Origin of the sequence: Bacillus sp. Marseille-Q3570, from assembly GCF_946151055.1 — a bacterium.
GTDB lineage: Bacteria > Bacillota > Bacilli > Bacillales > Fictibacillaceae > Pseudalkalibacillus.
This window is the reverse complement of the sequence record NZ_CAMGYZ010000018.1, coordinates 1-12,307: the sequence shown is the minus strand read 5'-3', so window position 1 is coordinate 12,307 and position 12,307 is coordinate 1. Positions and strand designations below refer to the sequence as shown.

The 12,307-nt window shown below is 40.5% G+C and carries 15 protein-coding genes, 2 rRNA genes and 1 riboswitch; of the genes, 1 reads left to right on the top strand and 16 read right to left on the bottom strand.

Features of this window, described 5'->3' with window-relative positions; all coding sequences use genetic code 11:
* Positions 1-179 precede the first annotated feature (179 nt).
* The 7 genes from purC to N8M93_RS19590 all read right to left on the bottom strand — a co-directional run bounded on the left by purC (position 180) and on the right by N8M93_RS19590 (position 6,257).
* On the bottom strand, positions 180-893 hold the full coding sequence (gene purC / locus N8M93_RS19620; protein ID WP_261134325.1) for a phosphoribosylaminoimidazolesuccinocarboxamide synthase: 714 nt from the start codon (positions 891-893) through the stop codon (positions 180-182).
* A 70-nt stretch (positions 894-963) separates the two neighbouring features.
* A complete protein-coding gene (gene purB, locus N8M93_RS19615) occupies positions 964-2,259 on the bottom strand; it encodes an adenylosuccinate lyase (protein WP_261134324.1) in 1,296 nt (431 codons plus the stop codon).
* Positions 2,256-3,416, bottom strand: a complete 1,161-nt coding sequence (purK, locus tag N8M93_RS19610) for a 5-(carboxyamino)imidazole ribonucleotide synthase (protein ID WP_261134323.1) — start codon at positions 3,414-3,416, stop codon at positions 2,256-2,258. The genes purB and purK overlap by 4 nt, the downstream gene beginning before the upstream one ends.
* Positions 3,413-3,901, bottom strand: coding sequence for a 5-(carboxyamino)imidazole ribonucleotide mutase (purE, locus tag N8M93_RS19605; RefSeq protein WP_261134394.1), 489 nt, complete (start codon positions 3,899-3,901; stop codon positions 3,413-3,415). Before purE ends, purK begins: the two co-directional genes overlap by 4 nt.
* A 165-nt stretch (positions 3,902-4,066) precedes the next feature.
* A riboswitch (purine riboswitch) is annotated at positions 4,067-4,168 on the bottom strand.
* Between the two features lie 75 nt (positions 4,169-4,243).
* Positions 4,244-4,447: an NETI motif-containing protein gene (locus N8M93_RS19600; protein ID WP_261134322.1), complete on the bottom strand. Its 204-nt coding sequence runs from the start codon at positions 4,445-4,447 to the stop codon at positions 4,244-4,246.
* Positions 4,448-4,453: 6 nt separating this feature from the next.
* On the bottom strand, positions 4,454-4,981 hold the full coding sequence (locus N8M93_RS19595) for a DUF2179 domain-containing protein (RefSeq protein ID WP_261134321.1): 528 nt from the start codon (positions 4,979-4,981) through the stop codon (positions 4,454-4,456).
* Between the two features lie 229 nt (positions 4,982-5,210).
* Entirely contained in the window at positions 5,211-6,257 is a 1,047-nt protein-coding gene (locus tag N8M93_RS19590) for a DUF3231 family protein (RefSeq protein ID WP_261134320.1), read from the bottom strand.
* Positions 6,258-6,430: 173 nt separating this feature from the next.
* On the opposite strand from N8M93_RS19590, the gene N8M93_RS19585 reads away from it, so the two are divergent.
* A complete protein-coding gene (locus N8M93_RS19585; RefSeq protein ID WP_261134319.1) occupies positions 6,431-6,736 on the top strand; it encodes a DUF3243 domain-containing protein in 306 nt (101 codons plus the stop codon).
* Between the two features lie 62 nt (positions 6,737-6,798).
* Here N8M93_RS19585 and N8M93_RS19580 read toward each other — a convergent pair whose 3' ends face one another.
* From N8M93_RS19580 to N8M93_RS19540, 9 genes are all read right to left on the bottom strand, one after another.
* Entirely contained in the window at positions 6,799-7,242 is a 444-nt protein-coding gene (locus N8M93_RS19580) for a pyridoxamine 5'-phosphate oxidase family protein (RefSeq protein ID WP_261134318.1), read from the bottom strand.
* A gap of 37 nt (positions 7,243-7,279) precedes the next feature.
* The gene (locus N8M93_RS19575) at positions 7,280-7,735 is read right to left on the bottom strand and encodes a GNAT family N-acetyltransferase (protein WP_261134317.1); all 456 of its coding nucleotides are present in this window, start codon (positions 7,733-7,735) and stop codon (positions 7,280-7,282) included.
* Between the two features lie 176 nt (positions 7,736-7,911).
* Positions 7,912-8,301: a nucleoside 2-deoxyribosyltransferase gene (locus N8M93_RS19570; RefSeq protein ID WP_261134316.1), complete on the bottom strand. Its 390-nt coding sequence runs from the start codon at positions 8,299-8,301 to the stop codon at positions 7,912-7,914.
* A 252-nt stretch (positions 8,302-8,553) separates the two neighbouring features.
* Positions 8,554-9,117 carry an ATP-binding protein gene (locus tag N8M93_RS19565; protein WP_261134315.1) on the bottom strand — a complete coding sequence of 188 codons (564 nt, stop codon included), beginning with the start codon at positions 9,115-9,117 and terminating at the stop codon, positions 8,554-8,556.
* Positions 9,118-9,254: 137 nt separating this feature from the next.
* The gene (locus tag N8M93_RS19560; protein ID WP_261134393.1) at positions 9,255-9,617 is read right to left on the bottom strand and encodes a YjgB family protein; all 363 of its coding nucleotides are present in this window, start codon (positions 9,615-9,617) and stop codon (positions 9,255-9,257) included.
* 1,128 nt (positions 9,618-10,745) lie between these two features.
* Positions 10,746-11,297, bottom strand: coding sequence for a permease prefix domain 1-containing protein (locus N8M93_RS19555; protein WP_261134314.1), 552 nt, complete (start codon positions 11,295-11,297; stop codon positions 10,746-10,748).
* The gene (locus tag N8M93_RS19550) at positions 11,284-11,634 is read right to left on the bottom strand and encodes a PadR family transcriptional regulator (protein ID WP_261134313.1); all 351 of its coding nucleotides are present in this window, start codon (positions 11,632-11,634) and stop codon (positions 11,284-11,286) included. Before N8M93_RS19550 ends, N8M93_RS19555 begins: the two co-directional genes overlap by 14 nt.
* Positions 11,635-11,857: 223 nt before the next feature.
* Positions 11,858-11,973, bottom strand: a 5S ribosomal RNA gene (gene rrf, locus N8M93_RS19545).
* Between the two features lie 208 nt (positions 11,974-12,181).
* A 23S ribosomal RNA gene (locus N8M93_RS19540) occupies positions 12,182-12,307 on the bottom strand; the annotation flags it as partial.

The window sequence follows — 12,307 nt, the reverse complement described above, 5'->3', positions numbered from 1 at the left end:
GTGAACTCTCACGTACGCCTGAACGAAAAAATCACGATGCGAACTACAAAAATTCAGGTTTTTTTTTCAAAAATACGGATTTAACTACAAAAATGAGAAAAAAACGACAAAAACGTGAAAATAACGACAAAAACGTGAAAATAACGACAAAAATACCTCCTCGAACTACAAAACGCAGATCAGCGCGCGACAGTCAGCCGCTCCAACAGCTTCGCGTAGGTTTCCGTCAAACTGCCAAGATCGCGGCGGAAAACGTCTTTGTCGAGCTTTTCCTTCGTGTCCGCATCCCACAGGCGGCATGTATCCGGTGAAATTTCATCCGCAAGCAATACTTCTCCGTCAGGTCCTATCCCGAACTCCAGCTTAAAATCGACAAGATCGATATTGAGCTTTTTAAAATACGGGACAAGGACTTCATTGACCGCAAGACCTTTCTGGCGAAGCAATGAAAGCTCCGTCTCTTCGACCAAGCCGAGCACACGGATGTGATCGCGTGTCAGCAAAGGATCGCCAAGGTCGTCGTTCTTATAGTAAAACTCGACGATGGTTTCCGGCAGCAGTTCACCCTCTTCCATTCCCAGTCGGTTGGCAAGCGAGCCTGCCGCTACATTGCGGACGACCACTTCAAGCGGGATGATCTGGACATTTTTCACGAGCTGTTCGGTCTCGGAAAGCTTTCTTACAAAATGCGATTCAATGCCCGCTTCATGCAGTATTTCGAATAAAAGCGAGGAAATTTCATTGTTCAGCTTCCCTTTTCCTGTGATCGTCGTCTTCTTCTCGCCGTTGAATGCCGTTGCTTCATCTTTGTACTCGATCCAGACGAGTTCAGGATTTTCCGTCTGATAAATCCGTTTCGCTTTCCCCTCATACAGCAATGCCTGTTTTTCCATCTCGGTTCCTCCTCTAAGAATGTAGGCTTTTTATTGTTGATTTTGCGAAATTCACTTCCAGATTGAAGCGTTACTCCAACCCGACACGTTTGAAGATATTGTCCACTTCACGTACGTGGTAGTTATAATCGAAGCAGTCTTCGATTTCAGCAGGTGTAAGCATTTCTGTCACACGCGGTTCCGCTTCGATCAACTCGCGGAACTGGATGCCTCTCTCCCAGGCTTCCATCGCTTTCGGCTGGACGAGGTCATACGCCTCTTCACGGTTCATGCCTTTATCGATCAAAGAAAGCAAGACACGCTGCGAGTAGATCAAACCGTATGTCCGAGTCATGTTTCGCTTCATGTTTTCAGGGAACACCGTCAAGTTCTTCACGATGTTCGAGAACCGGTTCAGCATGTAATTCAACAGAATCGTGCTGTCTGGAATGATCACCCGCTCGGCGGATGAGTGCGAAATATCACGTTCATGCCAGAGGGATACGTTTTCCATCGCTGTCACCATATGACCGCGGATCACACGTGCAAGTCCTGTCATGTTCTCTGATCCAACCGGATTCCGTTTATGCGGCATCGCTGAGGACCCTTTTTGCCCTTTTGCGAAAAACTCCTCGACTTCACGCGTTTCACTCTTTTGCAATCCACGGATCTCTGTTGCGAATTTTTCTACCGAAGTCGCGACCAGCGCCAAAGTTGAAATGTAGTGGGCATGGCGGTCACGTTGTAACGTCTGGGTCGAAACCGGCGCACGGTTCAAGCCAAGTTTTTCACACACATATTCTTCAACGAACGGTGGGATGTTTGCATAGGTTCCGACCGCACCGGAGAGCTTTCCGAAGCGGATCCCTTCGACCGCCTGTTCCAAACGTTCCTTGTTACGCTTCATCTCTTCGTACCAGAGCGCGAGCTTCAAGCCGAATGTCGTCGGCTCGGCATGAACACCATGCGTTCTACCCATCATCACCGTGTATTTGTGTTCTTTCGCTTTCTCCTTTAAAACCTCGATGAAATTGTCAACATCGCGTAAAAGGATTTCGTTGGCCTGCTTGATCAAGTAAGAGAGTGCTGTGTCGACGACGTCTGTTGAAGTCAGGCCATAATGGACCCATTTGCGCTCTTCGCCTAGTGTTTCGGATACCGCTCTTGTAAAAGCGACAACATCATGACGTGTCTGTTCCTCGATTTCGTGGATCCGGTTCACATCGAAGGATGCGTTTTCGCGGAGCTTCACGACATCCTCTTTCGGAATGTCACCAAGCTCTGCCCATGCTTCACAAGCAAGGATTTCAACCTCGAGCCATGCTTTGAATTTGTTTTCCTCTGTCCAAATCGATCCCATTTCAGGTCTTGTATAACGTTCGATCATTTGACTTCCTCCAGCTTATGTTTTGGTGGTTTCTGCAAGTTTTCCATTATTGTTTCTGCTTTATCGACTGCCTTATTCAGTGTTTCATCAATAATCGTGAAATGCCCCATCTTCCGCTTATCTTTGATCTCTTTCTTTTCATAAAGGTGGAGGTGCACATCATCGAAGAGCGGTGCGATATCCAGGATTTTCGCCGCGTCTTCCCCTAGTAGGTTCACCATTACGCTCGGTTTTACCAAATTCGGCTTGCCGAGCTTCCATCCGCAGATTGCGCGGATATGCTGCTGAAACTGGGACACCATGCATCCCTCGATCGTGTAATGACCTGAGTTATGCGGTCTTGGAGCAAGTTCATTGATGTAGATGCCTTCGTTTTCTGTCAGAAACATTTCGACAGCCAGTGTTCCGACGAGATCAAGTCCATCCGCAATCTTCCGCGCTAATGATTCTGCTTCTGTTATATTGTCATCAGAAATCCGTGCCGGCACGATCGACTGATATAAAATGTTGTCTTTATGGATGTTTTCCGCAACCGGGAACGTCTCGGCATCACCTGAGGTATTTCGGGCAACAATCACTGAGATTTCTTTCATAAAATTGATTTTCTTTTCGAGGACGCAAGGTTGACCGCTTTCTAAAAGCCCTTTCGCCTTCTTCAAATCGTCCGGTGAATCGAGTACAACTTGCCCTTTCCCGTCGTATCCGCCCCGTGTCGTTTTTAAAATGGCCGGGTAATCGACGTTCTCAAGCGCCGTTTCCAATTCGGCTTTCTGTTCCACCAGTTGATAAGGGGCAACCTGGACGCCGATTTTTTCCAGCGTCGCTTTTTCCTCCGCCCGGTCTTGTGTGACTTTCAATAGATTGCTTCCCTGCGGAAGATGATGATGCTTTTCAAGCCATCTGGCTGTAGTAAGATCGACATTTTCAAATTCATATGTGATGACATCGCTCACTTCTGCAAGCTTGTTTCGCGCCTCTTCACTCGCATAATCTCCGACGATTTCAATGTCTGCGATCAAACCGCAAGGGGAACCTTCAGTCGGATCGACCGTGGCCACCTTGAAGCCTATCTCCTTTGCAGCGATCGCCATCATACGTCCGAGCTGACCCCCGCCAAGGATTCCGATTGTTTTTGGAGGGACGATTGGTTGAGTCATTTCAAATCACCACTGCTTTCCAGTACTTTTTCACGAACCTTTTCTTGACGTGCTTGTAATCGTGCCGCAACCTCTTCATCATTCGTTCCGATGATCTGAGCTGCTAAAAGTCCTGCGTTGGTTGCACCTGCTTTTCCGATCGCCACTGTCGCAACCGGTACACCACCGGGCATTTGGACAATCGATAAAAGTGAATCCAGGCCATTGAGTGCTTTCGATTGGACGGGTACCCCGATGACCGGTAACGTCGTCTTTGCTGCGACCATTCCCGGAAGATGCGCTGCACCGCCAGCTCCTGCCACGATAACTTTCAATCCACGTGCTCTTGCATCTTCTGCATATTGGAACATCAGGTCTGGTGTCCGGTGCGCTGAGACCACTTGCTTTTCATAAGGGACCTCCAACTCATCTAAAATGTCACATGCATGTTTCATCGTTTCCCAATCGGATGTGCTTCCCATGATGACGCCGATTTTTGGATTCATCCATTTCACCAAACCTTCCTATTGTCGTGTTAAAATCTTCCCGTTGAAAGGGAGTAGATTACTCTTTAAAACGTAAAAATGCCCAGGATTCTGAAAGTTTCTCTTTAATGATGAGAAAGCATAAAAAATCCTGGGCATCGCACGGTCATCTATCATTTCGTGAGCATACCTATCGCTTTCTCTCATAGTCCAATGATTTACGGTCACCGGGTAGAAACTTATGGGCCCTATCCCCAAGATTATATGAGAGTCTTAATTCCAGTTATATTGTAACAATGGAAAAACGGCTATGTCAACGAAAAATCGAACGATAGTTTCATATTTATATTTAATGTTCGGGTTTTACTGCAATTTCCCTTCAAAAATCACTTTTTGACGCAAAACTTCCACTTCTTTTTTACCATTTTGATTATTTTCTTGAAAGACTGGTTCCTCCATCCGACGGACAGGCATGTAGCCTTCTTCCTTCATCCGGTCGAGACAGCTTGCAATCGTCTCGTTCTCCAATACTTCGAATTTCTTCTTTTTCGGCTTCTTTTTATCCATGTGTCTTTACCTCCGAATCGACTTGACCCAGAACCCTCCATAGAACGCTTTAGGCTCATGCGAAATGATGAACGCTTTCGGATCAAGACTTTTCACACTGTTATACAGATTATGTTCTGATTTACGTGAGGTCAGGATTTCCATCATCAAACGAGGACCTTCCCGGCCATCCGCCAACCAGTTAGTCACCCCATAGCCTTTATCCCGGAGTGCATTTGGAATGTTCGAATCGAAATCCTTCGTGATCACGTTAACGGTAATATACCCTAACGCCAGTTTTTCTTCAATTTTCATCCCGACAATGACACCGATTCCATACCCGACGGCATACGCAATCAAGTTTTGGATTTCATTCAAGTTTTCAAGGACAATGCCAAGACCGATGACATAGATAAGTACTTCGAATACACTTACTGCCGCAGCCAGGTACCGTTGATTTTTAAGCGTCAAAATCATACGTAAAGTAAAGAACGTCACATAAACGATATTGATGATCAAGATGATTGCAATAAGCACCAAACCATTTTCAAACACAGGTTAAACCTCCAAACACAACTTTCAATTTTTGTAACTCTAAGGATAGCATGAAATTATTGTAGAAAAAAAGAAAAAGTCGCTAAATCATTTCAAAAATACCTGGAATTTTTCGGGAGTTTCATGATTACATATAAAGAAAACTTTGCAAATCCAATCTTTAGCGCAGGCCGAGCCTTAGTTGCCTTAAATTGTTCAAAAGAAAAAAAGGCTTGGAAGACAAGCCTTTTCATTGCTTCGATTGTTTATGTTTTTGGTCAGTATTTTTAAGTTTATCACGATCCACCGTTTGAGGCGGCTTTTCCATCCATCCATGACTAATCATGATTTGAGCGCCATCTTCAACATATAAAGCGATGTCTGTTAACATCTTTGCATACATTCCACCTAAGTCCCGTCTTCCGTTCAGGGACATCGCATTGCCACAAGCACGGATTTTCATGGAAAACATGTCGATTTTGTGTGCGAGCATAAGTTTATCAGAAAAAGTCGGTACAGTAGAAGTAGTTACGAGATGATCCAACAGGGGTGGAGCAGGCAAATTATCATTATTCAGCTTTTGTGAATTAGCCATGATATGTTTGTTCGTGATCTTTTTCCCTCTTAATAAATATTGCCGAATCTGTCTCCTCTTTGCCACCTGGCTAAATCCAATCAATAATGCCTTACTGGTCACATTATTATCGATATTATCGAAAAGGTGTGTGATTTCCAATGCATGGAGAGGCCTTACGTTCCCCATGAAGCCATTCAGATAATAGTGTTTCTCAACAAAATCCACTTCTTCAGGTATGGGAATCTGAACCGGTTTTGTCAGAGAACCTTTGGCCATCAGTATTTCATTAACTTCTCTAATAAGATTTGCTGTTTTTGTTGAACAATCCGCAAAAAATTCCCTTATATCCTTTCTCGACATCAAAGGGATGGCAATCGAATAGATGCTGAGACCAGCTTTACACACATACCTTAGATAATGAAGATAAAACTGATCTGAAAATAACCTTGGAGCATCTGGATTAACATCTTTCTCCGTGAAGCCGACGGGAATCGGAAAATTCTCCGGAATAAAAATATCCTCTATCCTTTGAATGAATTCTTCACTTAAATCGATTGCTTGTTCCACAACTTTTTTGATGTTCTCATCCTCAACATTCTTTACAAAGTGGCTTAGCACACATTTCCCCATCGTATTTCCTGTATACGTTACCCACAGTTTACCGATTTCAGCTGCGGTAAGCTTTTCATTTCCGTGAAAGGGTTTAAAAATTCCCACCATGAAATCCTCCAAAACTATTTTTCCTTAGTCTGAACCTAAATCCCCAACCTATACAAAAAAGGGTTATTCGATTACCCTTTAGGACTTTCCAATTTGTAAGCTGATTCAAGGATGTTTATACAACTCTCTTTTAAGGTAAATGTAAGTACTACCGTTGAAGGAGGGCTTTCAATATGTTCGAAAAAGATCCAAAACAAGCAGCTGCTCAAATGAGCGAAGATAAAAAAGATGATATCATGCAAAACTTCGAAACGTTTAAAAATTATCTAGGAGATCAAGTCCACAGGGGTGAAAAGCTTGGACTTGGAGAAGAAGGGCTCACTAAAGGCGCTAAACGTGTTGCTGATTACTTAGCGAAACACGAAGATCCTCGAAATCGTGAAGAAAAAGTGCTGAATGAGTTATGGAACGTAGCCAACGAAGAAGAACGTCAACACATGGCGCATGTGCTAGTGAAACTTGCAGATCAAACAAATTAAAGAAGTTACGGAACCCAGGTTATTACTCACCTGGGCTTCCTTCTTTATGTAACGTAGCAACCCTATATACTCGGGATGAAGGATTGGTCTCGTACAACGACAGTTTGAGGGACAAATTTAATTAGAATATTACTGTTCCCTAAACCCTGGAACCTGGGATCCCATTTTTCTTCTTCACAACCTAAATAACGCTCTAGTAAGCGTGTTGCAATCCGTTTATCAAAAGTCTCTACCGTCGCACTGCCTCGAAACCCTGCGTGCAATACTTTACCTGTGGTATGGTCGAGATCCACAATACCAATTGCACACTCAGGATTTTCTTCTATTCGTCCTGGAAAGCTATCTGAAGAAGGTGTCCCGATAATATAAATGCTTTCATCTTCCCAATAGAACCATACAGGTGATTCCCTTGGTCCTTCCGGTGACAAAGTAGAAAGATGAGCGAATAAGGGTTTCTTAAGAAATTCATCTAAATTAAAGGATCTGTTGCCTTCGATGATCTTCATTTCAAAACTTCCTTTCATGATTGTAGAATAATGAAACTCATAGTTCCCTGGTCATAAAAACACTGTTCGGGTCCTCCATATAATCAGAAAACGGCTTGCAATATTCAAAACCGAATCCCTTATATAGCTTCCTGGCTGGTTCAAAAGCATCCATTGAACCTGTTTCCAAACTCAACCGCTGATAACCCCGTCGCTGGGCTTCTCCGATAATATGTTCTAGGAGTTGTTTGGCAACACCTTTTCTTAGATATGATGAAGAAGTTCGCATTGATTTGACTTCTCCATGTTTATCATCAAGTTCTTTTAAAGCCCCGCAACCGACTAATACATCTTCCTCCCAAACGCTCCAGAATGTAATCTCTGGTTGCTGCAATGCCTCAAGATTCAATGCATGGATACTCTCTGGAGGAGAATGCAGGGTCATACCCTGGAGATGTCCGTTCACCAACTTAGACACTTCGGTTCCTGTCAAATCATCTAGTTTGATCTTCATAAAACATCTCCCCAAGCCTACATTATTTTAATTCATTTTAATCATACACTTCTGTACATAGCGTTTAATAGGAAAAAGATTACCCCTATAAAAGTAATAGCTACATTTATCATTTGTCGTTAAAGAAAACTTGGTAAAGGCTGAACCTTAGTTGTACTTGTATTGAAGAAAGTATTTTATACTTTCTTTAAATGCAAAAAAGCCACCAACTCATCTATGGTCCCAGTAACATGATCAACTTCAGGTAAATGATAAAAAGTGCTGGTGGCTGAAAAATCATACACTTCGTTGTTTGGAGAGAAAAGGATAACTTTCTTGTTAAGTCCCAGAGCAATACCTAATTCAATATGACTCCCCTTGCCCGCTGGTAATATGACCACGATAAAATCAGATTCGATCACAGCATCTTTTTCTTGCTCTCCAATTTGTTTCAGTTCTTCAAATGTCGAAGCTTTTTCATGCTTGGTCCAATCGAATGTCTGTATGTATCCTTTGGCGATTAACTGTTCACTTATGTAACGCACTATATCAATATTTTTAAAACTTGATGCAATATAAAACTTCATCCGTACTTCCTCTCCTGTAACTGCTTTCAAATTTCCAGAAATCAAATACCGCCTTAACTATCTAAAAACCAACTTAAATATGAAATTTAAAATACTATTGATTGTATCAATGAACAGGCCTTTATTTTTCATTTTTATTTTCCGATGATATTCGTCCCTTCAAGTACTGGATATTCTCTCTTTAAATCTTTCACGATTCCCATCCTTAGGGTTCTCACTCGCATAAACAGCAAAACATCAATGAGCAGAAAATCATCTTAGATTATGAGCGATATCTACAATTCTTCGAATAACAAACTGAACTTCATCAGAACTTTTGATGGTAAATAAATGATCGCTTTCTCCTTCTATCGGTCCCCTTATATTAGCTTTATGAGACTCAGCCTGTTGACGAATAAGCACTTCATGAAAAGTAGATGCACTCCTGAATATCATTGTACTGCGCTGACTTTCAGCAATCCGAGCTTGAAGAACATGATCTGGAATATCAAAATCAACAAGGATGCTGATAAATCCTCTATCATGAAAGTTGTCGAGTAACTCCAACCGAGTATTACGAGCACGGTTGGAGTTGCAAAGAATGAGATGACAGTTGGTCTGGTTAACCGCATAATCAACAATCGTCTGGGTGAGAGCATACTTGATTGTATTAGGCCCTTCTTTTGGTAGTAAGGTTTTATAATGGGTATTGATGAATTCCGCATGATTGTCCTGATCAATCACAAGGGAGTTGTCCAACTGTTGTTCTAAATCTTTAGCAAAAGTCGTTTTCCCACTATGGGTCTTACCGACTGTGATAATTACTAGCCTTTTCATCTAAACACCTGTCCTCTTGTAACTTTTTCATTTGCACTCATTAGTTCCCGATTGATAAGTTCCTTTTTTTGATAACAGGAGGCACTTTTAAATACACGTGAGCGTTTAGCGAGAGAATCAAAAAACATCGGCTTTTTTCAGTCGTTTCTTAGTAAATTTAAGGTCCATGTATGCTCATTCATTTTTTCGAAGGTAATGAGGTAGCCGGTTAGATGATAGGATAATATTTTCCCTGATTTGTTGGTTGGTTTCCCCATTTTCTTCTCTATTTCGGATTTTGTTACATTTAGTTCAACTCCGATACGATAAACTTGTTTTAGTTCATCTTCTGCAATCACATATCGTTTGTTATTTTTAACGTAAACATAAGTCTGAATATCTTCATGATCATGATGTTCATCCGGTTTTCCCCACTCTTTTTCAACATCTGTCATCGTAATTTTCCTGTCTAATCTTAAGGGTGTATTAACGATCTTCCCATTTTTTAACTCTTCGATCATTTCTTTATTTAATGATTGATTTTCTGCCTCTTTCAAGCATGCTGTTAGGATTATCGATAACATAATTAAAAATGTAAAAATCATACTTTTCTTCAGATAACACTCCCCCTTATTTCGGAATTGTCCCCTTTAGCAGAACATAGATTGAATTTATGACTGATCAAATGGGTTGATATTAGAGACAGAAAGTAAACTATAACTATGAACCCCCATCCTTCAGGTATTAGCAGTTGGTACCCAATAATAAAAGTGATAAGAAGTGGTATGATTACTATACAAGCAATATAGATTTGTAACTCCTCATTCATTTGCACGTATCCCCTTTTTCTAAACCCTGTTTCTAATTAAACAGCATTCATTTAATACCAATTATTTCAAAATTTCAAATCTTACTCAATCATTAAATAATAAAAGGTGATAGCGTTACTTCGGATATGCCCCCGTTTGCTCAAGTTCATTCTGAAACTTCTTATGTACTAACTCTTTTAAATATGGTTTTAAAACCCAGGTAGAAAATAAAATAAATAATTGTAAAGATGCCGATATCAATAATGTAATCTAATACACTACCTTCTCCAAAATAAGGATTTACCCTAGTTGTTATCAAATCATGAATAATCCAAGTTATTATAGCAACTATTAAATAACCTATTGTTGAATTAATTGCTCTCACTCCTGACTTTTTATATTTTCTATCTCCAACATTAATCTTCCAGATGACTGTCTAATCCTTCAAAAAAGGTGATCAATTTTGTGCAGCAATCGCCCCCTTAGCGGAACATAGATTGTATTTTATTACTGACTAAATGGGTTGATATTAGAGACAGAAAGTAAACTATAACTATGACCCCCCATCCTTCAGGTATTAGCAGTTGGTACCCAATAATAAAATAAGAAGTGGTATGATTACTATACAAGCAATATAGATTTGTAACTCCTCATTCATTTGCACGTATCCCCTTTTTCTAAACCCTGATTTTATTTAAACAGTATTCACTTAATACCAATTATTTCAAATTATCTGATCTAACTCAATCATAATTTCATAATAAAGAGACATATCCTTGCTTCCGATATGCCCCGTTTGTTGAATTAATTATTTAAATGCATTCTTTTTTTAATTAGACATCACCATAGGGTTCTTTCATATTGATAATCTGGACTTTTTAACTCTGTATTAAAATGGATAAAGTTCTTACCTTCTGTTCGTATATCCTTAGAATCATAAATGCTAACTTCTGATATATGATCAGTACTTTCTACAAGCTTCTCAATCTCTTTTTCCATCTCTAGTGTAATTGATTCCTCATTTTCCATTACATCATTTATAGCAGTTCTAATGATTGATAACTCATTTGCATTTGATTGTGCTTTAACCCAGTAGGAACTAAAAATAATTACTGTAATAACAAGGACACCAATAGCAATGTATAGCAATCTTTTGGCAAATATCTTTTGTACCTTGAACAATTGATTTACTACTGAACGGACTTCATTTTCACCACCGAATCTTTCGATGGCTATCGTAACTGCTTCTTGCTCTGACTTCCCTTCATTTAGCAAGTCTTGGACAGTTTCTAAAAGATGGTTTTTCATTTCTGCTTTTAATTCAATGATTTCTTTTTCACTACCCCTGACGTTTTGATAAACCGATTCTACAAATGCATCAATTTGCTTCATAATTCTTTTCCCCCTCCAAAAAAGAATCAATAACATTTTTTATAAATCGCCATTCGGCACGTTTTTTTTCAAAACCTTCTTCACCTAATGATGTGAGTTTATAATACTTTCTTCTCCCTCCTGGTCCTTGTTCATCTCCCCAGTAGGATGAGATCCATTTGTTTTTTTCTAATCTCTTTAAAGATAAGTAAAGCGTACCTTCTTTTAATTCAAATTGATTGTCGCTCTTTTCTCTTACTAATTTTGCCAATTCATAGCCGTACATATCTCTACTATGTAATAACGCAAGAATTAGGGTATCAATATGACCTTTTAACACTTCTTTATTAATTTCCAATTTTTACACCTCCTATTTCTTTTATATAATATATTACCTAATAAAGCAAGGTATTCCTTTAAAAAAATAATATGGGCTTATTCCAGAATCCTGCCCGATTCTTGAATAAACCTTAATTCACAATTTGGAATTTTTAATTTATCATACAAAATATGGAGCAATACTTTTATAAACAATAAAAAAAGATGAAACGACAGATAAATGTACGTTTCACCTTTTTACAGCTTGGCGACGTCCTACTCTCACAGGGGGAAGCCCCCAATTACCATTGGCGCTGAAGAGCTTAACTTCCGTGTTCGGCATGGGAACGGGTGTGACCTCTTCGCTGTCGTCACCAAGCTGTGCTACTTGATTATTCATCTTTGGTTAGCTTGCGCCGAGGAAGCATACGACAGAGCGTTGCTCGTCAGACACAGGCGCAGACTCATTTGAAGGAAACTATTCCTTCAAAACCAGATAATGTCTTTCTTGAAAACGCGACGCACAGGATGTGCTAGTGGCTGACGTTGTCACAGGACGTGACGATGTTCGTCAGCGTTCATTATGTGTGGTTAAGTCCTCGATCGATTAGTATCTGTCAGCTCCACGTGTCGCCACGCTTCCACACCAGACCTATCAACCTCATCATCTCTGAGGGATCTTACTCGCTTGACGCGATGGGAAATCTCATCTT